This is a genomic window from Mycobacterium sp. NGS56 (genome assembly GCF_059812425.1).
In genome coordinates, this window is the sequence record NZ_JCALCQ010000001.1 from 793323 (window position 1) to 818413 (window position 25091).

Annotated in this window: 28 protein-coding genes; 8 read left to right on the forward strand and 20 right to left on the reverse strand. The window is 63.7% G+C overall.

Features of this window, described 5'->3' with window-relative positions; genetic code table 11:
- Position 1: 1 nt before the first annotated feature.
- A complete protein-coding gene (locus AC5Y4F_RS03730) occupies positions 2-445 on the reverse strand; it encodes an SRPBCC family protein (protein WP_067940067.1) in 444 nt (147 codons plus the stop codon).
- A 65-nt stretch (positions 446-510) separates the two neighbouring features.
- Between AC5Y4F_RS03730 and AC5Y4F_RS03735 the strand changes: the two genes are divergently transcribed.
- A complete protein-coding gene (locus tag AC5Y4F_RS03735; RefSeq protein ID WP_067939892.1) occupies positions 511-2196 on the forward strand; it encodes an alpha-keto acid decarboxylase family protein in 1686 nt (561 codons plus the stop codon).
- Between the two features lie 8 nt (positions 2197-2204).
- Here AC5Y4F_RS03735 and AC5Y4F_RS03740 read toward each other — a convergent pair whose 3' ends face one another.
- From AC5Y4F_RS03740 to AC5Y4F_RS03760, 5 genes are all read right to left on the reverse strand, one after another.
- Complete coding sequence (locus tag AC5Y4F_RS03740; protein WP_067939894.1) at positions 2205-2390, reverse strand: (2Fe-2S)-binding protein; 186 nt, start codon at positions 2388-2390, stop codon at positions 2205-2207.
- Positions 2391-2400: 10 nt separating this feature from the next.
- Positions 2401-3027: a fatty-acid--CoA ligase gene (locus tag AC5Y4F_RS03745; protein WP_067939896.1), complete on the reverse strand. Its 627-nt coding sequence runs from the start codon at positions 3025-3027 to the stop codon at positions 2401-2403.
- A complete protein-coding gene (locus tag AC5Y4F_RS03750) occupies positions 3024-4466 on the reverse strand; it encodes a FadD3 family acyl-CoA ligase (RefSeq protein WP_082947812.1) in 1443 nt (480 codons plus the stop codon). The genes AC5Y4F_RS03745 and AC5Y4F_RS03750 overlap by 4 nt, the downstream gene beginning before the upstream one ends.
- A gap of 52 nt (positions 4467-4518) precedes the next feature.
- On the reverse strand, positions 4519-5709 hold the full coding sequence (locus tag AC5Y4F_RS03755; protein ID WP_067939898.1) for an amidohydrolase family protein: 1191 nt from the start codon (positions 5707-5709) through the stop codon (positions 4519-4521).
- 87 nt (positions 5710-5796) lie between these two features.
- Positions 5797-6216: a lipoprotein LpqH gene (locus AC5Y4F_RS03760; protein ID WP_067939900.1), complete on the reverse strand. Its 420-nt coding sequence runs from the start codon at positions 6214-6216 to the stop codon at positions 5797-5799.
- A gap of 106 nt (positions 6217-6322) precedes the next feature.
- Here AC5Y4F_RS03760 and AC5Y4F_RS03765 point away from each other — a divergent pair, with 106 nt between their 5' ends.
- Complete coding sequence (locus AC5Y4F_RS03765; protein WP_067939902.1) at positions 6323-7078, forward strand: enoyl-CoA hydratase/isomerase family protein; 756 nt, start codon at positions 6323-6325, stop codon at positions 7076-7078.
- Positions 7075-7512, forward strand: a complete 438-nt coding sequence (locus tag AC5Y4F_RS03770; protein ID WP_499995195.1) for an Rv2576c family protein — start codon at positions 7075-7077, stop codon at positions 7510-7512. Before AC5Y4F_RS03765 ends, AC5Y4F_RS03770 begins: the two co-directional genes overlap by 4 nt.
- Here the strand turns inward: AC5Y4F_RS03770 and AC5Y4F_RS03775 are convergent.
- Positions 7428-8147 (reverse strand): TetR/AcrR family transcriptional regulator, encoded by a 720-nt coding sequence (locus AC5Y4F_RS03775; protein ID WP_499995196.1) that lies wholly within the window; start codon positions 8145-8147, stop codon positions 7428-7430. The genes AC5Y4F_RS03770 and AC5Y4F_RS03775 overlap by 85 nt on opposite strands.
- A gap of 193 nt (positions 8148-8340) precedes the next feature.
- On the opposite strand from AC5Y4F_RS03775, the gene AC5Y4F_RS03780 reads away from it, so the two are divergent.
- Complete coding sequence (locus AC5Y4F_RS03780; protein ID WP_067939908.1) at positions 8341-9636, forward strand: cytochrome P450; 1296 nt, start codon at positions 8341-8343, stop codon at positions 9634-9636.
- 13 nt (positions 9637-9649) lie between these two features.
- Here AC5Y4F_RS03780 and AC5Y4F_RS03785 read toward each other — a convergent pair whose 3' ends face one another.
- The 4 genes from AC5Y4F_RS03785 to AC5Y4F_RS03800 are packed head-to-tail and all read right to left on the reverse strand — an operon-like array spanning position 9650 to position 12108.
- Entirely contained in the window at positions 9650-9898 is a 249-nt protein-coding gene (locus tag AC5Y4F_RS03785) for a cytochrome C oxidase subunit IV family protein (protein ID WP_067940072.1), read from the reverse strand.
- A 37-nt stretch (positions 9899-9935) separates the two neighbouring features.
- Positions 9936-10514, reverse strand: a complete 579-nt coding sequence (locus AC5Y4F_RS03790) for a cytochrome c oxidase subunit 3 (RefSeq protein WP_067939911.1) — start codon at positions 10512-10514, stop codon at positions 9936-9938.
- Positions 10511-11326 carry a hypothetical protein gene (locus AC5Y4F_RS03795; protein ID WP_067939913.1) on the reverse strand — a complete coding sequence of 272 codons (816 nt, stop codon included), beginning with the start codon at positions 11324-11326 and terminating at the stop codon, positions 10511-10513. Before AC5Y4F_RS03795 ends, AC5Y4F_RS03790 begins: the two co-directional genes overlap by 4 nt.
- Positions 11323-12108 carry a hypothetical protein gene (locus tag AC5Y4F_RS03800; protein ID WP_067939915.1) on the reverse strand — a complete coding sequence of 262 codons (786 nt, stop codon included), beginning with the start codon at positions 12106-12108 and terminating at the stop codon, positions 11323-11325. Before AC5Y4F_RS03800 ends, AC5Y4F_RS03795 begins: the two co-directional genes overlap by 4 nt.
- Positions 12109-12209: 101 nt before the next feature.
- Between AC5Y4F_RS03800 and AC5Y4F_RS03805 the strand changes: the two genes are divergently transcribed.
- Positions 12210-12812 carry a TetR/AcrR family transcriptional regulator gene (locus AC5Y4F_RS03805; protein WP_067939918.1) on the forward strand — a complete coding sequence of 201 codons (603 nt, stop codon included), beginning with the start codon at positions 12210-12212 and terminating at the stop codon, positions 12810-12812.
- A 5-nt stretch (positions 12813-12817) separates the two neighbouring features.
- Here the strand turns inward: AC5Y4F_RS03805 and AC5Y4F_RS03810 are convergent, their stop codons facing one another.
- Complete coding sequence (locus AC5Y4F_RS03810; protein ID WP_197520697.1) at positions 12818-13237, reverse strand: hypothetical protein; 420 nt, start codon at positions 13235-13237, stop codon at positions 12818-12820.
- A 181-nt stretch (positions 13238-13418) separates the two neighbouring features.
- Here AC5Y4F_RS03810 and AC5Y4F_RS03815 point away from each other — a divergent pair, with 181 nt between their 5' ends.
- The 3 genes from AC5Y4F_RS03815 (at position 13419) to AC5Y4F_RS03825 (ending at position 15458) form a co-directional block, all read left to right on the forward strand.
- Complete coding sequence (locus AC5Y4F_RS03815) at positions 13419-14189, forward strand: Rv1363c family protein (RefSeq protein WP_067940077.1); 771 nt, start codon at positions 13419-13421, stop codon at positions 14187-14189.
- The gene (locus AC5Y4F_RS03820; RefSeq protein ID WP_067939919.1) at positions 14186-14803 is read left to right on the forward strand and encodes a hypothetical protein; all 618 of its coding nucleotides are present in this window, start codon (positions 14186-14188) and stop codon (positions 14801-14803) included. Before AC5Y4F_RS03815 ends, AC5Y4F_RS03820 begins: the two co-directional genes overlap by 4 nt.
- A 133-nt stretch (positions 14804-14936) precedes the next feature.
- Positions 14937-15458, forward strand: a complete 522-nt coding sequence (locus AC5Y4F_RS03825; RefSeq protein ID WP_067939921.1) for an Rv2253/PknI dimerization domain-containing protein — start codon at positions 14937-14939, stop codon at positions 15456-15458.
- 62 nt (positions 15459-15520) lie between these two features.
- On the opposite strand, the gene AC5Y4F_RS03830 is transcribed toward AC5Y4F_RS03825, so the two are convergent.
- From AC5Y4F_RS03830 to AC5Y4F_RS03865, 8 genes are read right to left on the reverse strand one after another with little or no spacing between them, the layout of a single operon-like run.
- Positions 15521-17257, reverse strand: a complete 1737-nt coding sequence (locus AC5Y4F_RS03830) for an MCE family protein (protein ID WP_067939922.1) — start codon at positions 17255-17257, stop codon at positions 15521-15523.
- Entirely contained in the window at positions 17258-18586 is a 1329-nt protein-coding gene (locus AC5Y4F_RS03835; protein WP_499995202.1) for an MCE family protein, read from the reverse strand.
- A complete protein-coding gene (locus AC5Y4F_RS03840) occupies positions 18583-19998 on the reverse strand; it encodes an MCE family protein (protein ID WP_499995203.1) in 1416 nt (471 codons plus the stop codon). Before AC5Y4F_RS03840 ends, AC5Y4F_RS03835 begins: the two co-directional genes overlap by 4 nt.
- On the reverse strand, positions 19995-21113 hold the full coding sequence (locus AC5Y4F_RS03845) for an MCE family protein (protein ID WP_499995205.1): 1119 nt from the start codon (positions 21111-21113) through the stop codon (positions 19995-19997). Before AC5Y4F_RS03845 ends, AC5Y4F_RS03840 begins: the two co-directional genes overlap by 4 nt.
- Entirely contained in the window at positions 21113-22135 is a 1023-nt protein-coding gene (locus AC5Y4F_RS03850) for an MCE family protein (RefSeq protein WP_499995206.1), read from the reverse strand. Before AC5Y4F_RS03850 ends, AC5Y4F_RS03845 begins: the two co-directional genes overlap by 1 nt.
- Complete coding sequence (locus tag AC5Y4F_RS03855) at positions 22132-23394, reverse strand: MCE family protein (RefSeq protein ID WP_499995208.1); 1263 nt, start codon at positions 23392-23394, stop codon at positions 22132-22134. Before AC5Y4F_RS03855 ends, AC5Y4F_RS03850 begins: the two co-directional genes overlap by 4 nt.
- A gap of 20 nt (positions 23395-23414) precedes the next feature.
- Positions 23415-24260 (reverse strand): ABC transporter permease, encoded by an 846-nt coding sequence (locus AC5Y4F_RS03860; protein WP_067939932.1) that lies wholly within the window; start codon positions 24258-24260, stop codon positions 23415-23417.
- Positions 24261-24267: 7 nt separating this feature from the next.
- Positions 24268-25086: an MlaE family ABC transporter permease gene (locus tag AC5Y4F_RS03865; RefSeq protein WP_067939934.1), complete on the reverse strand. Its 819-nt coding sequence runs from the start codon at positions 25084-25086 to the stop codon at positions 24268-24270.
- Between the last annotated feature and the right edge of the window lie 5 nt (positions 25087-25091).

Below are 25091 nucleotides of genomic sequence, written 5' to 3' on the forward strand. Positions count from 1 at the left end.
GCTACTTACCCTTCTTCACCGCAAGCACCCGCTCCCGCAGGGCCTTCGTCGCCGAATCGATCGTCCCCTTCACGGCGCGCTTGAGCACGAAGCCGGGCAGGGGCACATTTGGGTCCGCGAGAAGCTCGAACTTGACCAGAGTCGCATCGCCCTGTGGCACCAGGGTGTACTTGCCGTCCTGCGCCTTTTGCTGCGACGAGTTGACCAGCTTCCAGCTCACCACGTTGTCACCCCACGTGTAGGCGACCACCTGTTCGTCGGTGATCCCGGCGACCTTGACCTTCATCTTCACTTGGCGGGGGCGCCCGTCGTCGCCGGTGTCGAGAATCTTCGCACTCTGGTGCGGTTCCGACCATTCGGGCATCGCCTCGAAGTCGGCGATCACGTCCAGAATCTCATCCGGACTGGCTTCGATGACGATCTCGCGGGATTCTTTGAGTGCCATGGCCCGCACGATACTGGCCTGGCGTCTCACCCGGAACAGATTCGACCGAGCGTACCGTCGTGCCTGTGAGTGATGCCGCGGCCGACCCCGCATACACCGTCGGTGACTACCTCTTGGACCGCCTCGCCGAGCTCGGCGTCTCGGAGATCTTCGGCGTTCCCGGCGATTACAACCTGGAATTCCTCGACCACATCATCGCCCACCCCCGCATTCGCTGGGTCGGCAACGCCAACGAGCTCAACGCCGGCTACGCCGCCGACGGGTACGGCCGGCTACGCGGAATGTCGGCGTTGGTAACGACTTTCGGGGTCGGCGAGCTCTCCGCGGCCAACGCGGTCGCGGGCAGTTATGCCGAGCAGGTGCCCGTTGTACACATCGTCGGCGGCCCATCCAAGGATGCCCAGGGCACCCGGCGGGCGCTGCACCATTCACTCGGTGACGGGGACTTCGAGCGCTTCTTTCGGGTGAGCCGCGAAATCACCTGCGCCCAAGCCAATCTCATGCCCGCGACGGCACGCCGCGAGATCGACCGCGTGCTGTCCGAAGTGCGCGAGCAGAAGCGCCCCGGATACATCCTGCTGTCCACCGACGTGGCCCGCTTTCCCACCGAGCCGCCGGAGGCACCGTTACCCCGCTATACCGGTGGCACCAGTCCCCGCGCCCTGGCGATGTTCGCCGAGGCGGCCGCCGAACTCATCGGCGACCACCAGATCACCGTGCTTGCCGACCTGCTGGTACACCGGCTGCAGGCGATCAAAGAACTCGAGGAGTTGCTGGCGGCCGACGTGGTGCCGCACGCCACGTTGATGTGGGGAAAAAGTCTGCTCGACGAGAGTTCGCCCAACTTCCTGGGCATCTACGCGGGGTCCGCCAGCGCACCGGCGGTGCGTACCGCGATCGAAGAGGCACCCGTGCTGGTCACCGCCGGAGTCGTGTTCACCGACATGGTCAGCGGCTTCTTCAGCCAGCGCATCGACCCCGCCCGGACGATCGACGTGGGCCAGTATCAAAGCAGTGTGGCCGGAGAGGTCTTCGCGCCGTTGGAAATGGGTGCCGCGCTCGAGGCGCTGGCCACGATCCTGGTCCGGCGCGGAATCTCGTCGCCACCCGTGGTGTCGCCGCCGGCCGAGCCGCTGCCGCCGCCACCACCGCGCGACCAACCGCTCACCCAAAGGATGTTGTGGGACCGCCTTTGTGTGGCCCTCACGCCCGGCAACGTCGTGCTCGCCGACCAGGGCACCTCTTTCTACGGCATGGCCGACCATCGGCTGCCGCAGGGCGTGACCTTCATCGGGCAACCCCTTTGGGGTTCAATCGGTTACACGTTGCCCGCCGCGCTCGGGGCGGCGGTCGCACAGCCGGACCGCAGAACGGTGTTGCTCATCGGGGATGGTGCCGCGCAATTGACCGTCCAAGAGCTCGGGGCCTTTTCGCGTGAGGGGCTGTCCCCCGTCATCGTGGTGGTCAACAACGATGGCTACACCATCGAACGGGCGATCCACGGCGTGACCGCACCGTACAACGACATCGTCAATTGGAAGTGGACGGACGTCCCCCGCGCGCTGGGGGTTACCGAACACCTGGCGTTCCAGGTCCGGACCTACGGCGAACTCGACGACGCCCTGACCGCCGCCGCCGAGCGCAAAGACTGCATGGTTTTCGTCGAGGTGATGTTGCCCCGGCTCGAAATCCCCAACCTGCTGGTCGACCTCGTCCAGCCGACATCACCGGATGGCAGTCCGCGCCGCTGAAGCACGCTCTAGCGCGAGTTGGCGGTTCGATCCGGATGCGAAGACCGCAGGATGGCCTGCACCGTGCGTCGGCAACGCCCGCAGTCGGCGCCCGCACCGCACGCCTGGGCGACTTCCTTCGTGGTCGACGCCCCTCCTGCAACGGCCTCGGTCACGGTTTGGGTGGTTACTCCGTTGCACAGGCACACGAACACCGGCGAACCCTCAGTCCGCCTCGATGCGCATCATGTCGAAGAAGCGGCCGACGAACAATGGTGGGTAGGCACCGATACCGGCCCCCGACATCCATTGCGCCGCGGCATCGGGGTGGTCGATCCAATGCCGCGCGCTTTCTTCGTCGGGGAACTCCTGCAGGATCAGGACTTCGTGATCGTCGTCGAAAGCCTTGAACACCCACGTCTTTCGGATGCCGGCGGTGGTGAATCTGTCGATCGCCGTGCTGACTTCGGAAGTCAGTAGGGATACGTCGTTGACGGACGCGATGGCGGCCACCACGACGCCCGGTGCCGCAGGGGCTTTCGGTGGCTGCGCGATGAACCTGTCGACGATCTCGCCGGCGAAGACCGCGGGAATGTCGTCGACGCCGGCCTCGTCGAACCAATCGAAGAAGACCCGGGAGCGCAGCAGCTCCACGATCGGCTCACGGCTGTGCACGCCGATCATCACCAGTACCCGGCCGTGGTCGCGGGTGGAGGTGTAGACCAGCACGTGGTGCGCGCCGATATCTGCCAGAGCGGCCTTGTTGCGCTTCAACAGCGGCCATACCCGGGTGGGATCGGGGACACGATAGTCCGAGGCGATCACCATCGAATGAATATCGCCGTTGTTCATCGGAGTCGGTCCTTCATCACTTTCCCCGTCGCGTTGAGTGGGAGTGAAGTGAGGAACTCTACCGTGCGCGGCACCTTGAATCCCGCCATACGGTCACGACACCAGGCGATCAATTCGTCGGCACTGACATCGCCGGTGCGGACCACAAACGCCTTTCCGACTTGGCCCATGCGTTCGTCGGGCACACCGATGACCGCGGCCTGTGCCACGACCGGGTGGTTGAGCAGGAAGCCCTCGATCTCGGCCGGGTAGGCGTTGAAGCCGCCGACGATGAACATGTCCTTTTTGCGGCCCACGATGCGCAGCCGCCCGGTCTGGGTGAAGTCACCGAGGTCTCCGGTGTGCAGCCACCCATCGCGATCGATCGCCTGGGCGGTGGCCTCCGGCTCGTCGAGATACCCCTGCATGACTCCGTAACCGCGGACCAGCACCTCGCCGTCATCGGCGATGCGCACCTCGACCCCCTCGCACGGCACGCCCGCGGTCGTGGCGACGTCCTCAAACGAATCGCCGGGCAGGGAAAGGGTGACGTTGCCGGCCTCGGTGAGACCATAACCGGTCATCAGCGTCTGAAACGGCAGTTCGTCGTGGATGCGACGCACCAGCTCGACGGGGATGTCGGCGGCGCCGGTCACTCCCGCACGCAATGACGACAGCTTGGACTTGTCCGTCACCGTTAGCAACGAGTGATACAGCGTCGGCGGTCCGGGAAGCATCGTGATGCGTTCGCGTGCAATGAGATCCACCACCGTGTCGACGTCGAACACCGCGACGGGCAGCATTGTGGCACCGCGCAGGAACGACGTGACCAGACCCGCCTTCAGCCCGAACGTGTGGAAATAGGGGTTGATCTGCAGGTAGCGGTCACCCTCGCGCAGGTCCGCGAGCGTCGCCCACTCCTCGTACATGCGCAGCGTCTGACCGTGATTGAGCATCGCCCCCTTTGGGCGCCCGGTCGTGCCCGAGGTGAAGATGATGTCCGAGGTGTCGGTACTGCACACTGGACGCTCGAAGGGCGAGCCGCTAAGCAGAAAATCGGACTTCAGGTCGATGACCGGCACGCCGGCGGGCACGGCGTAATCCTGGTCTAGAAAGCCCTTTTGGACCAGGACGGCCCTCACCTTGCTGCGGGCGATGATGTCGCCGGCTTCCTCTTCCTTGAACCGCGTGTTGACCGGGACGAGCACGCCGCCCGCGGTGAGCAACCCGAACGCCGCGATGATCCACTCGGCCGAATTGGGTGCCCAGATCGCGACCCGGTCACCCTTTTGTATGCCGAGTTCTGCGAAGGCGCCTGCGGCGCAACGGATCCGCTCGACTACCTGCCTGAAAGTCAAGCGCAGCGGACCGTCGACTACTGCTTCGGCATCGCCGAAGCGATCCGCTGCACTCAAGACCATCTCGGGGATGGTCTGCCATGGCTGACGGGCCTCGGTCATCTTGCGCTGTTCCTCATCGGGCGCTTCGCGCCCTTGATCGTGGCAGCGCGGGTCACACCGTGACGAGTCGACCGAGGTTGCCGCCCATGATCTTTGCCTGGTCGTCCACGGACAGGTGCGACAGCGCGTTGACGTAGAACGTCGGCTCCGCCAACCCCTCCGGGTGCGGCCAGTCCGACCCGTACAACACCCGGTCCACGCCGACGAGGTTCACCAGATCGTCGATGCCGTCCTCGAAGAACGGGCTCACGTGGATCCGGTTCTTGACCATCTCGACGGGGTCGCTTGGGAAGACTTCGGGGGCCTTGCGGAAGACCTCGGCCAGGCCGTCCAGCAGCGGGTTCATCCACTTCGAACCGGCCTCGACGATCGCGACCTTCAGCTTCGGGTGGCGGTAGAGCGCGCCGTGAATTACCCACGACCCCACCGCGTCCTGGATCGGCCGCCACTCGTTGAGGATGCCCATCGCATTGGTTTGGAACGGCAGCATCTCTTGTTCGGCGCCGTCCCACTCGGAGGTGTACCGGGAGTAGCCGCTGTCGCTGGAGTGCATGCCGACCAGAACGTCGTGCTCGACGACCCGCTCCCAGAACGGGTCGAACTCTGGCACCGCGAACGAACGTGGGCCGCGGAAGCCGGGAACGGGAGCGGGACGGATCAGGATGGCACGTGCACCACGCTTGACCGCCCATTCCAGCTCCTCGATCGCCTTCTCGACGATCGGCAGGGTGATGACCGGGGTGGTGAAGATCCGGTTCTGGTAGTTGAAGCCCCAGACCTCGTCGAGCCACTCGTTGAGCGCGTGAATCAGGACATGGACGGCGACCGGGTCGTCGCGCAGCCGTTCCTCGAGGAGGCTGGCCAGTGTCGGGAACATCAGGGTGCGGTCCAGACCCAGCTCGTTCATCTTCTCCAGGCGCGGGCCGGGCTCGAAGAACGCCGGGATCGCGCGCATCGGCTCACCGAACAGCTCGCGCTTGCTCTTGCCGTCCGGGTTTCCGTACTTGAAGTACTCCTCCCAGGCACCCGGCCGGGCGACGACCTCGAAGGTCGGGTTGGGAATGTAGTTGCTGATATGGCCGCGGATCGCGATCTTCGTCCGCCCGTTGATCTGCACGTACTGGACGAAGTCCTTGTACTGCTTGGGCAGGAACTTGGTCAGCGCCTCGGGCGGCTCATACAGGTGGTTATCCGCGTCAAAGATGGGAAACGGGACGTCCTCCCGGTGTGACAACTGGCCCATGAGATCCTCCTTCGCATTTTGTGAGAATACTATTCTCTACAAGCGCCTAATCGCAACGTGGCCCCGCCGCCCGCCGGTTCGGCCTGGTCAACACGCCACGGAGATCTTGTACGTGGCGTCAGCCGGTTCACCGGGCTTTGCGGTCAGGTAGCCGTTGGCGGTGCCGCTGACGGTGAATTTGTCGCCGGTCATGCTCATGCCCGCGGTCCCGTCGCCGCCTCGCGAGTACATCCCGCTGAAGCCACCCAGGTTCTGGATGTGCACCGACTCGACTGTCGCCGGTTGTGCGCTCTCGTCGATGACGAGTTTGGCCCCGGCAAAATCGCTGCCGATGTCGATCGTCCGAGTCCACTCCCGCTGGCCGCACTTGACGACGTGAAAATTCCGGTCGGTGCCGTTGACGGTCACTGAAGCCGTGCTGGCGAGTTGGGTCGGTGGCCGCGACGTGCAGGCCCCAACCAATGCAACGGCAAGGATCGCGGCCGCGGCCACGATTGGGTTGCGCATCAGCCACCTCTATCTCACGGACGAAAGTTCTTGGGCCTGCAGCGATGATGTTATTCTCGCGAAAAGAGAATGCCAATATCGGGTTTGTGCCGAGGAGCGATAACACGTGGTGGACCTAGAGATTGACGCCGGGCTGGCGGTGGTCACCATCGACCGCCCCCATGCGCGCAACGCCATCGGTCTGGACACCATGGACCAGCTGGAGAAGGCGCTCGATGTGGCGAAAGGCGCTGAAGCGCTGGTGATCAAGGGCGCCGGAGACAAAGCTTTCGTCTCCGGCGGTGACCTCAAGGAGTTGAGCGCGCTGCGGACCGAGGAGGACGCCGCGGCGATGGCCCGGCGGATGCGCTCCATCTGCGATCAGCTGGCGGACTTCCCCGCCCCGGTCATCGCCGCCCTCAACGGCCACGCGTTCGGCGGCGGCGCAGAAGTCGCCGTCGCCGCCGACATCCGGGTGGCCGCCGACGACATCAAGATCGCCTTCAACCAGGTGCAGCTGGAAATCATGCCGGCCTGGGGTGGAGCCGAGCGGCTGGCCGCGCTGGTCGGAAAGAGCAAGGCGCTGTTGCTGGCCGGCTCGGGAATGACCCTCACGGCGGTCGACGCCGAGCGCATCGGCTTGGTGGACCAGGTCGTGCGCCGTCAGGTCTTCGACTCGCCCGACGAAGGATGGCGAGCCATCGCGAGGTCGCTGACCCGGCGCCCGGCGACCGAGATAAAGCGGGTAATCCGCGGAGTTTCCCCGGACGAGGCGATAGCATCCTTCGCACGGTTATGGGTTGCCGACCCGCACTGGCAGGCCGCGGAACGAATCATGACCCGCAACACCAAATCACGTCCGGCGTCCGGAGGAGCGTCATGACCACTTTGAAGACAGCGATGGGTGTCGGTTCCGTCGTGTCGCTTGCTTCTCTTTTGGCAGCGGCGGGTCTACTGGTGGGAAGCGGACGGGCGCATGCCGATGACCCGGTCATGCATCACGTCAAGTACACGGTCAGCGCGCAGAATCCGATCTACACCAGCATCTACTACCTGGACCACGAGCCGGAGAAATTCTCCGACTACAGCCACAACACCTACTCATTCACACCACACGTCGACATCGATATCGCCCCGGGCAAACCGTGGAGCTACGAGCTGGACTTGGCCAAACCCGACGTGTACGCGATGGTCGTGGCGAGCACGGGCACCGAACCCGGCACGCCGGGACTTCACTGCGACCTGGCGGTAGACGGCGCCGTCGTCGTATCCAAGGACGGGCCCAAAGGCGTGCTTTGCTCACTGCGGAACTGGTGAACCACCCAGTTCTCCGGCACACCCTCGATCGGCTGCGGTTCGCCTTCCAGGCGGCGCAAGTAGTTCTCCACCAACTCCAACGTCTCGGCATGTCCGGCGGACATCCCGATCGCCTGCTCGAGAACCAGAAACCGCGACAGGCTGCTCATCAACACCGTCCACACCACCGGAGGGATGTCGATGTCTTGACCTCCGTCTTGGATTTTGGAGCCGTAGCGCTCCAGGGCCGTAGCCACCGCTTGGCGCTGTTCTTCGCGAAAACGCTCTGCGTAATAAGCGATTTCGGCGCGCATCTCCTTGCGGTGGTTGGCCAGCGCCATGAATTCCATGGAAATCCGTGTGAAGGCGGGATCGGTGCCGAATCGCCACAGCGCCCACAGCGGCTGTGGCAACTTCAGCATTTGCGCGTGCACTTCGAGCGCTTCTTCCGCGCGGCGTCGGAAGACTTCCAGGAACAGCTCTTCCATGGTCCGGAAGTAGTAGTGCACCAGTTGAGGTTTCAGCCCGGCTTTGTTGGCGAGGCGGCGCGACGTGACCGCGGCGTAGCCCTCCTCGAGCATCAGCCGCTCGGCGGCATCGAGCAAAAGACCACGATTTTTGGCGTCCGGCGCCCCGATTCTGCGGGCCGATGTCATGTCCCTGCTCCGTACTGTGTGCCATCCCGTGCCGACCACACGGATCGTATCGTGATGCGGCGTTGCGACCTTGACCCTGACATTACCGCCATGCTAAGCAGGTGCTCAGCACATTTTCGATCTCGGAATCGGGCGGCGGTACCGTTTGCCGCCGAATACCACCGGTAGACCCAGCGCAGGGAGACGCAATCCGATGAGCACCTTCGACTCGATCGACTTCTTCACCGATCCGTCACTGGTCCCAGATCCGCACCCTTACTTCGACTACCTGCGCAGCCAGAACCCGGTGCTGCGGCTGCCGCACTACGGGGTCGTCGCCGTCACCGGCTATGACGAAGCCTGCGAAATCTATAAGGACCCGGATACGTTCTCCAACATCGTCGCCCTCGGCGGACCCTTCCCGCCGCTTCCGTTCACGCCCGAAGGCGACGACATCAGCCCCCAGATCGACGCGCATCGCAGCTATTTCCCGATGAACGAGCACATGGTCACCATGGATCCACCGGACCACACCAAGGCCCGGTCGGTGCTCGCCAAGTTGCTGACCCCGAGCCGGCTCAAGCAGAACGAGGAGTTCATGTGGCGCCTCGCCGACCGTCAACTCGACGAGTTCCTCGGCATCGGTGAGTGCGAATTCATCGCCGAATATTCCAAGCCGTTCGCCACCTTGGTGATTGCCGACCTGCTCGGAGTTCCGGAATCCGACCACAAAGAGTTCCGTAAGGTCTTGGGTGCCGATCGCCCCGAGGCGCGCGTAGGTGCCCTCGACCACGAGTCGGTGGGAATTAACCCGCTGGAGTGGCTCGACGACAAGTTCTGTCACTACATCGAGGATCGGCGCGGTGCGCCCCGCGGCGACGTGTTGACCTTCCTGGCGGAAGCCAAGTACCCGGACGGATCGACGCCACCGGTTATCGAGGTGGTCCGCTCGGCGACGTTCCTCTTCGCCGCCGGACAGGAGACCACGGCGAAGCTGCTCAGCGCGGCCCTGCAAGTGCTCGGTGACCGGCCCGATATCCAGCAAGAGTTGCGCGACGACCGCAGCCTGATTCCCGGTTTCATCGAGGAATCGCTACGGATGGACAGCCCCGTCAAGAGCGACTCGCGGCTGGCCCGTAAGACCACCACCATCGGCGGTGTCGACATCCCCGCGGGCACCGTGGTGATGATCCTGCCGGGCGCCGCCAACCGCGACCCGCGCCGGTTCGAGAACCCACACGAGTTCGACTTGCGGCGCAAGAACGTTCGCGAACACATGGCGTTCGCCCGTGGCGTACATTCGTGCCCCGGCGGTCCGCTCGCCCGCGTCGAGGGGCGTGTCTCGATCGAGCGGATCCTGGACCGGATGCCGCACATCGAAATCGACGAAGCCCATCACGGGCCGGCCGCCGATCGTCGTTACACTTACGAGCCGACGTACATCCTGCGGGGCCTGAGCGAACTGCACCTGAGATTCACCACCGCGGACGCGATCGCGCCGGTGGCCTAGTCACCGGCGAGCGCTACCGGACCTGCATGCCGACGAAGTAGCTGCCGAGCAAGACGGCGGCGATCAGCACCACCCATGCGTCGGTGAGTCGGCACAGTAGGACCGGGGCGTCTCGCACTTCCATGAATTCGCGAAAGATGATGCGCACCTTGATAAGTGCGATGACGATGACGCTCGAGGTCACCACCGCACTGGACTTCAGCAACCCACCGGCGGAGCGATCTATCCACAGGTAAGCCAGCGTCAGCGCGGCCAAGATCATCCAAACAAACAGCAGCCTCTTGTTGAATTTCACTGGCTCACCTCACCACGTAGAGCAGCGCGAAGATGAGCACCCACAGGAAATCGACGGTGTGCCAATACGTTGCGCAGGTTTCGACGATTTCCTGGGAGCGCCGTGCCGGACTCCGGAGTTGGTAGACGATGACGCCGAGGACGACGAAGCCGATCAGCAGGTGAACGAAGTGGATCCCGGTGAGAAAGAAGTAGTACATGAAGAAGTCGTTGCGGTCTATGCCATTTCCGGCTTGAATCAACCGCGCCCACTCGAACACCTTGAAAAACAAAAACACCACGGCGAATGCGGCCGTGATGAAGGCGTCCCTGAGGGCCGCCCGGTAAGCGCGGGCACGCGCCGACTGAACACACCTCGCCACCGACCATGAGCTGAGCAACAGAACCAAAGTATTGAAGACTCCCACCCGCAGGTCGAGGTGGGCCTGCGAGTGCAGGAACAGCTCGGGATTGCGGCCCCGTGAGAACAGGTAAAAGGCGAAATACGCGGTGAAAACCAGGGTCTCGAACAATACGAAGGCCCACATGTCGGGCTGCCCCGGTACGGCCTTGTCCCGTCCTCGCTTTTGCGCCAGGTCTGTCATCGTGCAGCCGCCTTCTTTTGCGGCAGCGCGGGCAGGGGTCCGGTACCGAAGTCTTCGCGTCGGATCATCTGAAACAGCATGACGATGAAGGTGACTTGGTAAACGCCGAACACGACCATGTCCAGCCACCAAGCGATCTCGCCATTCCACGCGAACACGCCGCGCCTAAAAATCCAGCAGGGCGCCACGACCACCTCGGTCAGCGCGTTGCACAGGTTGAGATATCCGAACCACTTGGGGAAGACGCGATTCTTGTCGAGCAGGATCGCCACCATCCAGATGAGCGAACCGATCAAAAACACCCCCATCGTCCCGTCGAAAGACAAGAAGGCGAAGTCATAGAGCCAGCCGATCACCCGGGGGTCGCGTTCCGGGCGCAGCGTGCCGACGATCAGCGCGATGTTGAGCAGCAGCATGCCGGGAACCGCGGCGAGCGAGTAGATGACGAGGTACGAATAGCCGAACGCGCGGCTGACCGACATGCGCCGCATCGAATACGCGATGAGGGCGTTGTTGACCGCGGTCATGCCGCTGATGGCGAAGATGACGCCGAAACCGACGGGTATGCCGAGGTGACGTTCGGCGAACCAGTGGGCCTGCGTCGCGAGGTCCCAGGTGGGCTCCGGCGGCGGCTGGACCTGCGCCACGATGAAGAACATCGGGAAGAACAGGGTGTAGAACACCATGAGCACAGCCCACGCCAACCACAGCTCTCGCTTGGGGTCGCACCTCAGGTGCCAGCCGATCCGGTGATGCAGTGGACCTTCGGGCGGCGTTGCCGGGGACGTGGGCGGGGTGATCACCGCACTCATGCGGTCGCCAAGTCATTTGGGCGCCCGCGGTTCTCGGCACGTTCGCGATGAACGGCCTGGCCCAAGACAAAGCCCATCACGACGATCCAGATGGCGATGGCAACATTCTTCACCCAGAACGACAGCAAGCCGTCCCAGGCCAGCGGGCCGGTCAACGAAACGCCGACGAACGACGCCGGCACGAGGGCAGCCCCCACGAGAAGATTGAAGTGTGCCACCCAGCGGTTGAACACCGGGCGGGACGGATCATCGAAATAGACTGCCAGGGCCAGGATTACGCACTGCCCGATGAAAAATGGGACCAGAATGGTAAAGGTGATCCAGCCGAGGTCGTTGAGCAGTTGAGTCAGCTCGGGGCTGCGCTCCGGCCGGAAGGCGGCCAGCAGCCAGCACACATTGGCGACGAGGAACAGCGTCGGCCCGCCGGCCGCACATCCGAGCATGGCGTAGGAGAAGATCGGCGTCCGATGGGCCATGCGGCGGATCTGCAGCACAATCAGGGCCAGGATCGGCACGAGGCACACCCCGAACCAGTTGAACAAGATCATGCTCGAACGGATCTGCGGAATGTGCCCCGGATCGCGGTAAAAGGCGGCCACCTCATCCGCGGGCATGGTGGGTGACATCGGCGGGTTGAATCCCGGGAACAGGAAGAAGGAGACGATCCAAAGGATCAGCGCCACCGGCAACGTCCAGAGCAGGATGAGCTCGCCGTCGGTTCGTCGCGACGCGGTCCGGGTGGATTCGCCACTGTCTGCATCGTTTCCGCCGACGTCGGACATCGAAACTCCTTCCCCGCACGAAATCGCCGCCGAAACACGGCTAGTGAGCGAAGCTAGCCGATCGGCTAGCCACGGTCAAGGGCGTCGTCTAGTCTCGGTGCGTGGGAACAGCACGGCAGCCCGTCACCGGTGAGCAATTCTGGCTCATCGAGCACAGCCCGGCCCGGACGCGGGTCCTCGATGCCGCGCTGGATCTCATCGCCACACACGGTGTCAGCGGCACGTCACTGCAGATGATCGCCGACGCCGTCGGGATCACGAAAGCCGCTGTCTACCATCAATTCCGGACCAAAGAACAGATCGTCATCGCCGTGACCGAGCGCGAACTCGGCCGGCTTGAGCCGGCCCTCGAGGAGGCCGAGGCATACGACGACGGCCCCCAGGCACGGGACGCGTTGTTGGTGCGCGTGGTTGAGATGGCCGTTCGCGATCGCCGGTTGGTGCGCACGCTGCAATTCGATCCCGTCGTCGTCCGGTTGCTGGCCGAGCACAAGCCATTTCAACTTTTCATGGACCGTCTGTACCGGGTGCTGCTAAGTGATGCGGGCCTGGACGGGCGGATCGAGGCCGCCATGTTCTCCGGGGCGCTCAGCACGGCTGTCATGCATCCGCTGGTCGCCGACATCGACGACGAGACCTTGCTCGATCGGGTTACCGATTTGAGCCGGCGCCTGCTCGGCCTGCCGCGTGAACCCCACGGCTGACGCGCCTATGTGTCGGCGCGGACCCAGCTTGTTATGCCGTCGTGAGCAATACAGATCAGGAACAGGCCATCAGGCGCCTGCGCGACGTAGTTCAGATAGTTCGAGCACTCCGCGTTTTCTTCCTTGACCCCCGCCATCGGCGGTGACCGGAACCATCGCGGCTGGTATCTCCGCGGCGAGCCGCAGAACATCAGCCGTCCGGGTTCCGAGGCGAAGGAAACGTATCCGTCGGCTACACCGAAGGCATAGTAGGTGGTGTTGTCACACGGCGCACCGAGAACCTGATGGGGCATGATGCCTGGGGTGCAGGCCGGGTAGTCGCAGACCGTCGGCCCGGCGATGGCCGGCGGCGCCGCCAGCACACCCGCGCCGAGCAACGCAGCAACCAGGGCCACGAACGATCGCACCCGATTACTCTGCCACATCCGAAAAGAAAATTCTCCTCGTTGGAGAGCATCATCTGAACCAAGGATCCGTCGGCGCCGGGCCACCCCGACTCACTACGCCTCGTTATCTGCCGGACGAACATTTCCGCATGTAAGGGGCACGATTTATGCTGTGGGACGACGCCGTTGGGGCCGGACCGAAGTGATAAGCTCGTTCTCCGTGCACGATCCGGAGGGGCCTGAAGCCGACCATCGCGGCCGGGCGGAGGCGACTGATCCCAACGAACCGCAGTCGACCGCCGGTGCCACAGCTTCCGCCTCGGAACTGGACGAAGACAACGAAGTCGCCCAGGCTGAAGCGCGCGCCGAGGCGGCGCGGGCACGCGTCTTGCAGCTGCGCGAGGCAGCCGAAACCGCCCCTTCCCAAGATGTCGAGCAGCGCCCCCCGAAGTGGACTCGGAAACGGTTGCCGTTGCGGGGTCGTGGGCGACCACGGTGGCTCCGCCGCCCGGGGCGCAAAACAATAGCCGCCGGCGTCGGCATTGTGCTCGCTGCCGCTTCCCTCGGTGCCAGCGGGTACATGGTGTGGCAGCACAATGTGATCGCGCACAAACGGCAACTCGCCGCTGAATTCACTGCGGCAGCTACGCAACGGGTCACGGCGCTGATGTCGATTGACGCTAATCATGCCAAGGAGGACTTCCAGCGGGTCATCGACGATTCGACGGGCGACTTCAAGAACCAGATATCGGTGATGTCAGGCCTAATGGCCAAGCAGGCGGCGCAGTCGAAGGCGCGCAGCAAGGCCACCGTGGAAGCCGTCGCGGTCGAATCGTTGACCGATGACTCGGCGGTCGTGCTTGTCGCGGCGAAATCCGATGTCACCAATGCCGACAACACAATGCAGCCACCTGTCGTGTGGCGGCTCAGCGTCGACCTCAAGCGAGACGGCGGTCGGCTCAAAATGTCGAAAGTCGATTTCCTGCAATGACTGTCGAGCATGGCTCGTCGCTGGACGCCACCGAGACCACGCCGCCCGGCCAGAGTGAGCGGCCACCCGCTTCGTCGGGATCGCCTCGCACCACAGCACTGGCCACGATCAAGCGCTGGATCCGCCCGTGTTCGGCGCGGTGGCGTTCGATAGTCGGGACGGTTTTGGTTGCGACGACGGTGGGCGTCGCTGCCGGTTTGTTCTTCGTTATGTACCGGCCGGATCAGCAGATCGGTGACGCGGCGGCGCAGCGGGCAATCCGCGCGGCGTCAGACGGTTCCGTAGCGGTGCTGTCGTACTCTCCCGGCGATCTGAACCGCGATTTCGCCAAGGCGAAGTCATATTTGACCGGTGATTTTCTCGCCTACTACACCAAGTTCACCGAACAGATCGCGGCGATGGCGCAGCAGAAGCAGGTCACAGAGACGGCCCAGGTGGTTCGGGCCGCCGTTTCGGAATTGCACCCGAATTCAGCCATCGTTTTGGTTTTTATCAACCAGACCGCTACGAGCAAAGCGGTGCCTGAACCGCAGACAACGGCAAGCAGCGCCCGGGTGACATTGACGAAGATCAAAAATTCCTGGCTGATCTCGAAATTGGATCCACTGTTGTGACCGCTGCCAACTTCGATTTCAATCGGTTCCCAGGCGGCCGCGCCGGTGTTATTCTCATCGCACAAGAACGCCGCAACCGATGCCGAAAAGCTGCCATAGGCGCTGTCGGATTATTCCCGTCGAGGAGCACTTGATGCGTTCAGTTCGAACACTTGCTACCGCAACGCTGTTGACTGCCACGGTTTTCGGCATATTGGGCACCGCATCCACAGCCGGGGCAACGACGAAGGAAGAGGTGGCCGTCAACGGGACGTTCCGCGCCACGTCAATCGGCGATTATGCACAGCGGAATGATCAATATTACGGCGAGCCCACGGTCATCCAGACATGGACCATCAGCTCATCGTGCGTCACGTTTCAGGAATGCCACGGCACGGTGACCAGCGATCAGGGCTGGAGCGCACCCATATACATGATCGATGGGCAGATGTGGAAGTCGAAACGCGAAGTGCCGAACTGGGAAAGGTGCGAGGACGGTACCGCGTTCACCGGACAGCAGACCTTCTTTTTCTATCCGGTGAACGAGTACGGGGGATATCAACTCGGGTCGTCGACCTTCGCCGGAAAGGACAAAACGGTTGGCCCGACCGGAGCGTGCGGGCAAAACCAATGGCTCGATATCACCATGCCGCTGCGCCTGGACAAGTTGAGCTGACCGGCCGTTCGTAGCTCTATCGCCCTGCTCATTCCAGACCGTTCCGGAATCGCAAGAATGCTTCAGGTCGGAAGCATGTCCTTCCACGTCTTGGGCGCTTTCGGAGCAACGAGATCCGACTGCTGGTACAACTTGCCGTCGGGACCGACATAACGACCAGTGCGCGGATCGTACTTTGCCACCACGATCGACGGCGCGGGCTTGGATGCCTTGGCTCCGAATGAGCTTGGCGCCGCCTGCGGTCCTCCGCCGCCGGCCGCGTCGGCGGGTGCAGGATCGGGCGGTGCGGGCGCGGCAGGCGCCGCTGGAAGTTCCCCGTGAGCAGGGACGTCGAGTGGTGCTATGGGTGGGATGTCGGCCGACATTCTCGACATAGGCGCCAGCGCGGGGGGGCCCGACGACGGCACCGGCGGAACAGCGGCCCCAACCGTGCCCGGTGGTGGATTTTCGCCCCGCGGCCCCGCGGGTGCGCCGCGCGGCACCGCTCCCGGCGGCAGTGGCGTTCCCTCGACCGGCCCGAAGATCCGGTCATTGGAAGTAACCCGGTCATCGGGCGGGACCCCCTGGGAAAGCAGGTTCGGATCCAGGGGGTAGGGACCGAGAGTGTGCTGGCGCATCGCCAACGGCATGAATGGCTTGTCGCTGTTGCAGATTTCGACAGTGGGGGCCCGCTTGCCCGGATGACCCATGCAGGGGTAGTTGCGGGCGCCGCGAACCGAGAGCGGTGAATCCTGCGGGAGTTTACAATACAACCCGTCGGGTGTGTCGATGTCGCTGAGGTCGTCCGGGGATCGCCATGTGTTGGGCGGCATGAATCCGACCGTGCAGATGGGCGGATCGTCGATCGTGAGTGCGAAGTCGCCTTTGGCCAGACCGTCGGGATCATTTGTGGGGGAGGCGGCCTGCTCAATAGCAACCGCCGACGGCAGCAACACCAGCAGCTGCTCTAGCGAGGGGTGATAGGTCACACCGATCTGCCCGATGGTGGTCAGGTTGGCAAGCAACACCGGCAGCGTCGGTTTGATTTGTTCTAGAAGCCGCGACGCCTCGTTCGCAGCCTCAGGGCCTCTTTCCAAGATGGTGCGGAAGTGGGAATCGTTGTCCACCAGCGTATCCGAGATGCCGGCGAAGCTGCGTGCCCACGTCCTGATCGAGTCGGTAGTGCGCGCTTGGGTATCCAGCAGCGGCCCGGTGTCTTCGGTGAGGGCTCGGGTGCGATCGACGACGCCGTTGGCGTCGCGGGACAGCGTCTGCGAGGAATCGATCAGTGACCCAAGGTCGTAGCCGGCACCGTTGAAGCCCTGGAAGGACTCGTCAAGCAATTGGCCGAGTTTGGTCTTCGGGATACTTTGAACCAAGGCATTGAGCTGGTCGAGCATCGGCCCGACCGGCTGCGGAATCGTCGTGTCGCGCATGGCGATTACGGAGCCGTCGTGCAGGTAGGGCGCCGCATCGGTCTTGGGCTGTAAGTCCACGTACTGCTCGCCCACCGCGGAAACGCTCAGCACCTTCGCCGTCAGGTTCGCGGGGACCTTCGGCGAACTGCTAAGCGACAGTGTGGCTTTCGCGCCGGTCGGTGTCAGACTTACCGAGGTGACCTTGCCGAGCTGAACCCCGCGGTAGGTCACGTTGGAAAACCGATACAGGCCGCCGGTGGCCGGCAGCTCCAGTGTCACGGTCATCCGACCGATGCCCAGTAGCGTCGGCGCTTGGATGTAGAAGAGGACCATCGCGATCACGCCAATGGTCCCGGCGATCACGAAGATCGCCAGCTGGATACGGACGAAGCGCGTCAGCATCTATCCACCCGATCCCGTTCCGGGCGCCTCTGCGGGCGGCGCCGTTTGACCGAGACCCGCGTCCGGCACTGGCGCCGCACCCGGCGCAGGTCCAGGGAGCGGTGCCGCACCCGGCGGCGGTCCGGGCAGTGGTGCCGCACCCGGCGGCGGTCCGGGCAGCGGAGCCGTAGCCGGCCGAGGGCCTGGCAGCGGAGGGAGGCTCGCGGGGTCAACCCAGGGTGGCCTCAGGGGGTCATGCATCGGGTCGTGCGTGTAATTCAAGTAATACGGCTCCCCCGGCGCTGGGGGCTCCGGCGCGTCGAGCTCCCCCCAATGGGTCCCCAACAGCAGTCCTCGCTTGAGCCTTGGAATCGACAGATCGAGCTCGACGTGCAGGTTGAAATAGTCGCCCCGGACGGCTCGGTCGACGAAGTTCTGGGTAAAGGGGAACACGAACCCGGCCGCGAGCGCCGTTCCGAACTCCGGCCCGACGTCGGCGAGCGCTCGGATGGTCGGCGCCAGGTTTTGCAGATTCTTGACCAGGTCGGCCTGAGAGTCGTTGATCAATCGGGTGGCGGTGTTGCTGAAGACGCGAAGTTTGTCCAGGGCGGCCGTCAGGCGCGGCCGCTCCTTGATCAGCACATCGAGCGCGGGCGGTATCTTCTGCAGCGCCTGGGTGAGAACGTCGCGTTGTCCGGCGAATGTGCCGGCGAGCCGGTTCAGCGCCTGGATGGAGTCGACAATGTTGTTCCGCTGATCGTCCAGCGTTCCCACGAAGGTGTCGAGACGAGTGAGCAAATCACGTACGGCACCCTCGTGCCCGGACAGGGCGGCGGAGAAATTGTGGATGATCTCCCCGATCTGTCCGAGTCCGCCACCGTTGACGACCGCGCCCAGCGACGACAGCGTCTGTTCTGTCGACGGGTAGGCCGACGACCGGCTGAGCGGGATGGTGGCGCCCGGCTGCAGCCGTCCCCTTCCCTGCTGGCCGAGTGGCGTGTTGAGCTCCACGTGCATCGACCCCAGCAGGCTGGTCTGACCGACGGTGGCGACCACGTTGGCCGGGATGGCGACGTCGCGCTTCACCGAGATCTCGACATCCGCGTGCCAGCCCTGCACCCGCATCGCTCCGACACTGCCGACTACGACATCGTCGACCATCACCGGCGAATTCGACTCCATCGTGCCGACATTCGGAAGCTCGACGTGGTAGATGTCGGCCCCCGGGCCACGTCCGACCGCGCCGGGCAGTGGGAGTGAATTAAGGCCGTGGAATGCGCATCCCGTCGCCGTCAACACCACGCAACACCCGACTGAGAACACCCGCCGAGCCGCAACCCGGGCGATCATTGTTGTGGCCCTTCCGCCGGCAGCAGCATGCCTGACACGCCCGGCGCGGGAGGCGGAGGTGGCGCTTCCGGTGTGGACGGCGGCGGCGGCAACGGCATCGCCGCGCCCGGTATCCGCGCCGGCGGCACCGCACCCGGTGGTCCCACCGGATCACCGGGCAAACCGGTGTAGGCGGACACCGCCGGCGGGATTTCCGGTGGCCCCGGTTTGGGGCCCTCGCCCCCGGGCGCTAGACGCGATTCGCTGTAGAGGATCTTGGACGGGTCCACCGACTTCTGCAGGAATATGTTGATGGGAATCGGCAAGTTGTTGAAGTTGAGCAGTCGCAGCCCCGGGCCGAGGAACAACGAGCACAGCTTGCCCGATTCGACTGCGGTGACGTTCTCGATGGCGCCGATCTGCGTGCAGCCCGGGAAGGACAGCAGAAGCTGACCGCCCCACGTGGGATTCGCGAAGTTCATGATCCCGAAGCCACCCACGATGGTTCCGGTGTCGGCGTTGTAGTCATTGAAGAAGTTGCCGAGCGCGTTCGGTGCGCCGTGCAGAATGTTTTCCAAAGCCATGTGCTTATCGACCAGGACCTGCGTGACGTCGGCCAACCTGGCGATCTGCTCGCTCGTCTGGTTGCGGGTCCCGGCGATGAAACGCTGCACCTCGCCGACCGCCGTCGACAGATCGGTCAGCGCCGCGTCCAGGTCGGATTTGCTGTCATTGACCACACTGGTGAGCGTGGCCAGGCGGTCGTTGAACTGCACGATCTGGACGTTGCTGTCCCGCAGCGCGCCGACGAATGTCTGCAGGTTTTTGATGATGTCGACAATGTTGCCGCTACCATTGGCGAGGATTCGGCCTACCCCGGACAGTTGACCGAGTGTCTGCCGCAGCTTGTCGCCGTTGCCGTCCAGCGCGTTGGCGGCGCTGTCGATGAACCGGCCCACCGACGTGCCCGATACACCACTCTTCGGCCCTAAATCCGTTGCCAGCCGCATCAACTGGGTTTTGACCTCGTCCCACTCGACGGGCACTGCGGTGCGTTCGATCGGTATCACTGCCCCATCTCGCATGACCGGCCCACTGTCTCGATAGGCCGGCGAGAGCTGGACATAGCGGGCGGACACCAGATTCGAGGCAACGATAATCGCCTTGGCGTCCGCCGGAATGGGCACATCGTGTTCGACCTTGAGGGTCATCTTGGCCTGCGTGCCTTGCGGTTGAATGGATTTGATGCTGCCGACTTTCACACCCGAGACCCGCACGTCGTCATTGGGATAGATCGCGGTGGCGGTGGTGAAGTAAGCGGTGATCGTCTTCGGGCCGTAGAACGCATTGCGGACGAGAACGGCAGCACCGGCAATGATCAGTCCGACCAGGACAACCGCGGTCAAGGCCCCTAGCCTCTTGCGGGGGATCACTGCGATCCTCCGATTCTGCCGCCCAACGTGCAGCCGGGGCACACCGGAATACCGTTGTACGGCCACGGAATCAGCGCGCGAGGTACGGGGGACGGGTGGCCGGGACCCTTGGAAGTATCGAAGGTGCGGAAACCCCAAAGGTAGTCGAAGAACGGTTGGAAGAGCTGCGGGACAAGGAAGTTGGGGACGAACGCCGAGTACGCATACATGCTTGAGATGGCCTCACCGACCGTGATCTCGAATTTGGCGAGACCCGGCAGTGCTTTGCTGATGTTGTCGCGGTTCTTCTCCAACATCGCCAGCACCGAATTCAGCCTCTCCAGCGTCGGCGCCAATTTGCTCTCGTTGTCGTGCACCAATCCCGTGAGCTGCTTGGCCACCACTGACGTGTTGGCCAGTAGATCTACGATCTCTTGCCGGCGCGCGACCAGCACCTGCAGCAGAGAGTCGGAGTTGAGGATGAGCTTGTTGACCTGCATGCTGCGTTCGGAAAGAACACCGGTGACGTCGCCGGCGCTCTTGAACAGCTCGCCCAGGCTCTTGTTGCGGCTGTTGAGGGTCCGCGATAAGCGGGTGAGTGCGTCGAAGGCCGGCCCCATTTGCGGCGCGATCTGGTCGAGCGTCGCTGCCAGCGTGTCCAATGACTGATTCAGTGCAGTGGTGTTCGTTCCGGCGGTGTCGGTGGTCAGGTCGCTCACCGCTTCCGTCAGCGAGTAGGGCGAAGACGTGCGCGAGACGGGAATGAGGGCCATCGGATGCATCGTGCCGGCGCCGGCGGACTCCAACGTCAGCATCCGCTCGCCCAGCAGCGTGCCGGTGCGGATGTGCGCGGACGTCTCCGACCCCAGCAGGATGTTGCCCTTCATCGCGAACGTCACCAGCGCATCGCCATGGCGCAGCTTCACATCCGACACAGTGCCGACCTTCATCCCCGACACGATCACGGGGTTGCCCGTGGCGAGGCCGCCGGCTTCGGTGAACAGCGCCTGGTACCTGACCATCGTCGCCCATTGCGTGAACCGGTCGGGCGACAGGCCCACCAAGATCACCATCACCGCCAGAACGACGCCGATGAGTCCGGCCTTGACAAGTGCAGCTCCGCGATACTTGAGCATCAGGGTTCCGTGCACCTTCCAGCTTCTGACCTGAATATGGGGGCTTTCACCGTCTTGCCCGAGAGATCCGTTCCCCGCAGTTCCAACATGCATAGGTAGTACGGGATGGTGGCGCCGTTGACGCCGAGCCGGACCAGCTTGCGGTAGTTCTTCGGCGCCTTGGCGATTGCGGCGTCGAGGCGGTCCTTGTCGCCATCGAGAACCGGTGCCAGGCGACTCAACTGGTCGATGGTGCCGGACAGCGGCGGCCGCGCGCTGCTCAGCAGGTCCGCCAGCGAGGCGGTTCCGTGGTCCAGGGCGTCGATGGCGGAGCCGATGGTGTTGCGGTCGTCCGACAGCCCGCTGACCAACCGCTCGAGGCGATCGATCGCACCGGAGAACTGCTTGCCGTCCTTGTCGATCGTGCCTATGACGATGTTGAGGTTGTCGATGAGTTGCTGCACGGTTTGATCGTTGTCGGCCAAGGCGTTCGAAAACGACGTCGTCTTGGCGAACAGGGACTCGAGAGTCCCGCCCTGACCCTGGAAGACCTGCAACAAACCCGAGGTAAGCGCGTTGACATCGCGCGCATTCAGGCCCTGGGTAACGGGTTTCAATCCGCCGAGCAGTAGATCGAGGTCGAGCGCCGGCGCGGTGCGGTTGACGGGAATCTGACCGCCGGCCGGCAGGCGTCTGGTCGAGCCCGGGCCGTCGACGAGTTCGAGGTAGCGATCGCCCACCAGGTTCAGGTAGCGGACCGCCGCCCGGGAGCCTTCGGTGAGGACGACGTTGCGATCGACGTCGAACTTCACCACCACTTTTTTGTCGGGCTGCAGTGAAACGTCGTTGACCGTGCCCACGCGGATCCCCGCGACCCGTACCGATTGTCCCGGTTTCAGGCGCGACACGTCGGTGAACACCGCCGAATATCCGGACGTCGAACCCGTCCGGTACTGGCCGAAGATGAAGAACAGGAAGGCGGTAAGCATCGCCATCACGATCGCAAAGATCGCGAACTTGATCAGCGTGGCGCGCGTCCTCATCCGGGTTGTCCGATCTGAGCGGAGTTGCGCGGCGGGCCGGCAATCGGCCCGTACAACAGCTGCTTGAGGAGATCGGAGTTGATCAGCAGCTGCGGGTTTCCGTACCCGACCGGGTCGGCGCCGATATCGGTGATGAACTGCGGCGGTGCCGAGTTGAACGGTATTTGCGGCAGCCCCAAGCACTTCGGGCCGCCCGTCGCCGCAACCTTGGGCAGGTTCGTCGGATAGCGATAGCGTTCGCCGCCCCACGTGAGGCTCGCCGAGATGTTGATGCTCGGTTCCGACAGCGGCGGACTGTGCGCGATCGTTATCAGTCCGCCGAAGCTGCAGGTGAGCGCCTCATGGTATTCGTTGGTCAGATCGGTGGTCGGCACCAACAGATGCAGCACGTTCGTCAGCGGTTCGCGGTTTTGGGACAAGACGTCGTTTCCGATGTCGGCCAGGCCGATCGCGCTGATCAGCAACGCATCCAGGTTGTGCTGCTCATCGACGAGTGTCTTGCTGATCCGGGTCGCGTTCGCCGCGGTCTTCACCAAGTTTGGTGCCGCGTCGGCGTAGGCGTTGGACACCGCCGGCAAGACCGCAAGGTCATGCCTGAGAGCGGGAAGGCTCGGCTCATATTTGGCCAGAAACGAATCCAAGTCGCTCAGCGATTGGCCAAGCTGGGGGCCGCGCCCGCTGAACGCTTGTGCCAGCGCACCCAGTGACTCGTTCAGCTTCGGCGGGTCGATATGCGACAGCACCGACACCAGTTGCTGGAACACCGTGTTGATTTCGACCATGACGTGCTGGCCCTGCAGCGTCTGGCCGGCGCGGAGCCGCTGCGCCGAGGGCTGATCGGGTGGCACCAGTTCGACGGACTTCGCGCCGAATACCGTCGAGGACGCGATGTTGACGAGCACATTGCTGGGGATGAAGTGCAACTGGGATGGGTCCATCGCCAAATGAATGGCTGCTTGGCCGTTGGGCAGCGGTTGGATCGAGTCGACCTTACCCACCTGCACGCCACGCATCTTTACCTTGGCGTCCGGGTTCATCACCAGGCCGGCTCGTTGCGAGATCACGGTCACCGGCACGGTTTCGGTGAAAGAGCCCTGAAACAGACCCACCGCGACGGCAAAAATCACGCCAATAATGACGACGGTGGCCAGTCCGAGCAGGGGTGGCAGGTAATTCCGTCCGGCCGGCGGCCGCGCATGACCGGTGCGCGGGGGTCGGCCGGCGACCGCGCCGCGACCCGCTGGCACACTCTGCGTCACTGCCGTTCCACCTCCTGAAGCTAACCGGACAGGTTGAAGTTGCCGTTCGTGCCGTAGATAGAGAGCGAGACCAGCAGTGTTACCGAGACCACGACGATGAGCGAGGTGCGCACGGCATTACCGGTCGCGTTACCGACACCGGCCGGGCCGCCCGAAGCGAAATAACCGTAGTAGGTGTGGATCAGCAGGATGGTGAGTGCCATCAAGATGGCCTGCAGGAACGACCACAACAAGTCGATCGGGTTCAGGAAGGTGTTGAAGTAGTGCTGGTACAAACCCTGCGACTGTCCGAGCAGGAACGTCGTGGTGAATTGACTGGCCACGAACGACAGGATGACGGCGATGGCGTACAACGGGGTGATAGCCATCATTCCGGCCAGAATCCTGGTGCTCACCAAGTAGGCAACGGGCCGAATGGCCATGCTCTCCAAGGCATCGACTTCTTCGTTGATCCGCATGGCGCCCAACTGAGCAGTCACCCCGGCGCCGAAGGTGGCGGCCAGACCGATCCCGGCGACCACCGGCGCCGCGATGCGCACATTGATGAACGCGGACAGAAACCCCGTCAGCGCCTCGATGCCGATATTGCCCAGCGAGGTGTACCCCTGAATGGCCAAGGTGCCGCCCGCCGCGAGCGTCAGGAACCCGACGATCACCACGGTTCCGCCGATCATCGCCAGAGTGCCCGCGCCCATGCTGATCTCGGCGATCAGTCGAACGACTTCGCGCGTGTAATGCTTGGCTGCGAAGGGCACCCCAGCGAGCGCCTTGCCGTAAAAGAGGGTGTGGTCGCCGATCCGCCCCATCAGGGCGACCGGCCTCTCGAGTTGGCGGCTTAATCGCGGATATGTAGCCCTCAGCGCCATAATCGCCCTACTTCGCCGTCATCTTGATGCCGATCGCGGTGACCACCACGTTGACGACGAACAGGGACATGAACGCATAGACCACGGTTTCGTTCACCGCGTTGCCGACAGCTTTGGCGCCACCGCCGGTGATCGACAGGCCGCGATAGCAAGCGACCAACCCGGCGATGAGGCCGAAAAGCGCTGCCTTGACGCACGAAATGACCACTTCGGGCACGCCGGTGAGCAAGGTGATACCCGCGGCGAATGCACCGGGATTGACGTCCTGCACAAACACCGAAAAGACGTAGCCGCCAAGGACGCCGATGATGACGACGAGACTGTTGAGCAAAAAGGCGACCAGTCCGGAAGCCAGCATGCGCGGGGTGACCAACCGTTGCACCGGGTTGATGCCCAGCACTTCCATCGCGTCGATCTCTTCACGAATCGTTCGGGCCCCCAGGTCAGCACACATTGCCGTAGCACCCGCCCCCGCCACGATCAAAACCGTGACCAGCGGGCCCAGCTGGGTGACCGCACCGAATGCCGCACCCGCACCGGATAGATCCGCCGCGCCCAGCTCGCGCAGAAGGATATTGAGCGTGAAGCTCACCAGGACGGTAAACGGGATCGCTACCAACAAGGTGGGAGCCAGCGACACCCGCGCGACAAACCACGACTGCTCCAAGAACTCGCGCCACTGGAAAGGACGGCGGAACGCAAACTTGACCGCGTCCGCCGACATTGCGAACAGGGCGCCGACGGCCTGCATGGGCCCCGAGAGGTCCCACTTCAGTTTCAGCTGCGGCAACCCCGCCGACCAGTGGTCTGCTCCCTTAGTCGCCATAGGCG

Coding starts and splice junctions, on each gene's coding strand:
- AC5Y4F_RS03730 (WP_067940067.1), bottom strand. CDS start 445: ATGGCACTCAAAGAATCCCGCGAGATCGTCATCGAAGCCAGTCCGGAT.
- AC5Y4F_RS03745 (WP_067939896.1), bottom strand. CDS start 3,027: ATGAACAACGGCGATATTCATTCGATGGTGATCGCCTCGGACTATCGT.
- AC5Y4F_RS03750 (WP_082947812.1), bottom strand. CDS start 4,466: ATGACCGAGGCCCGTCAGCCATGGCAGACCATCCCCGAGATGGTCTTG.
- AC5Y4F_RS03755 (WP_067939898.1), bottom strand. CDS start 5,709: ATGGGCCAGTTGTCACACCGGGAGGACGTCCCGTTTCCCATCTTTGAC.
- AC5Y4F_RS03760 (WP_067939900.1), bottom strand. CDS start 6,216: ATGCGCAACCCAATCGTGGCCGCGGCCGCGATCCTTGCCGTTGCATTG.
- AC5Y4F_RS03770 (WP_499995195.1), top strand. CDS start 7,075: ATGACCACTTTGAAGACAGCGATGGGTGTCGGTTCCGTCGTGTCGCTT.
- AC5Y4F_RS03775 (WP_499995196.1), bottom strand. CDS start 8,147: ATGACATCGGCCCGCAGAATCGGGGCGCCGGACGCCAAAAATCGTGGT.
- AC5Y4F_RS03780 (WP_067939908.1), top strand. CDS start 8,341: ATGAGCACCTTCGACTCGATCGACTTCTTCACCGATCCGTCACTGGTC.
- AC5Y4F_RS03785 (WP_067940072.1), bottom strand. CDS start 9,898: ATGATCTTGGCCGCGCTGACGCTGGCTTACCTGTGGATAGATCGCTCC.
- AC5Y4F_RS03790 (WP_067939911.1), bottom strand. CDS start 10,514: ATGACAGACCTGGCGCAAAAGCGAGGACGGGACAAGGCCGTACCGGGG.
- AC5Y4F_RS03795 (WP_067939913.1), bottom strand. CDS start 11,326: ATGAGTGCGGTGATCACCCCGCCCACGTCCCCGGCAACGCCGCCCGAA.
- AC5Y4F_RS03800 (WP_067939915.1), bottom strand. CDS start 12,108: ATGTCCGACGTCGGCGGAAACGATGCAGACAGTGGCGAATCCACCCGG.
- AC5Y4F_RS03810 (WP_197520697.1), bottom strand. CDS start 13,237: ATGTGGCAGAGTAATCGGGTGCGATCGTTCGTGGCCCTGGTTGCTGCG.
- AC5Y4F_RS03820 (WP_067939919.1), top strand. CDS start 14,186: ATGACTGTCGAGCATGGCTCGTCGCTGGACGCCACCGAGACCACGCCG.
- AC5Y4F_RS03825 (WP_067939921.1), top strand. CDS start 14,937: ATGCGTTCAGTTCGAACACTTGCTACCGCAACGCTGTTGACTGCCACG.
- AC5Y4F_RS03830 (WP_067939922.1), bottom strand. CDS start 17,257: ATGCTGACGCGCTTCGTCCGTATCCAGCTGGCGATCTTCGTGATCGCC.
- AC5Y4F_RS03835 (WP_499995202.1), bottom strand. CDS start 18,586: ATGATCGCCCGGGTTGCGGCTCGGCGGGTGTTCTCAGTCGGGTGTTGC.
- AC5Y4F_RS03845 (WP_499995205.1), bottom strand. CDS start 21,113: ATGCTCAAGTATCGCGGAGCTGCACTTGTCAAGGCCGGACTCATCGGC.
- AC5Y4F_RS03850 (WP_499995206.1), bottom strand. CDS start 22,135: ATGAGGACGCGCGCCACGCTGATCAAGTTCGCGATCTTTGCGATCGTG.
- AC5Y4F_RS03860 (WP_067939932.1), bottom strand. CDS start 24,260: ATGGCGCTGAGGGCTACATATCCGCGATTAAGCCGCCAACTCGAGAGG.
- AC5Y4F_RS03865 (WP_067939934.1), bottom strand. CDS start 25,086: ATGGCGACTAAGGGAGCAGACCACTGGTCGGCGGGGTTGCCGCAGCTG.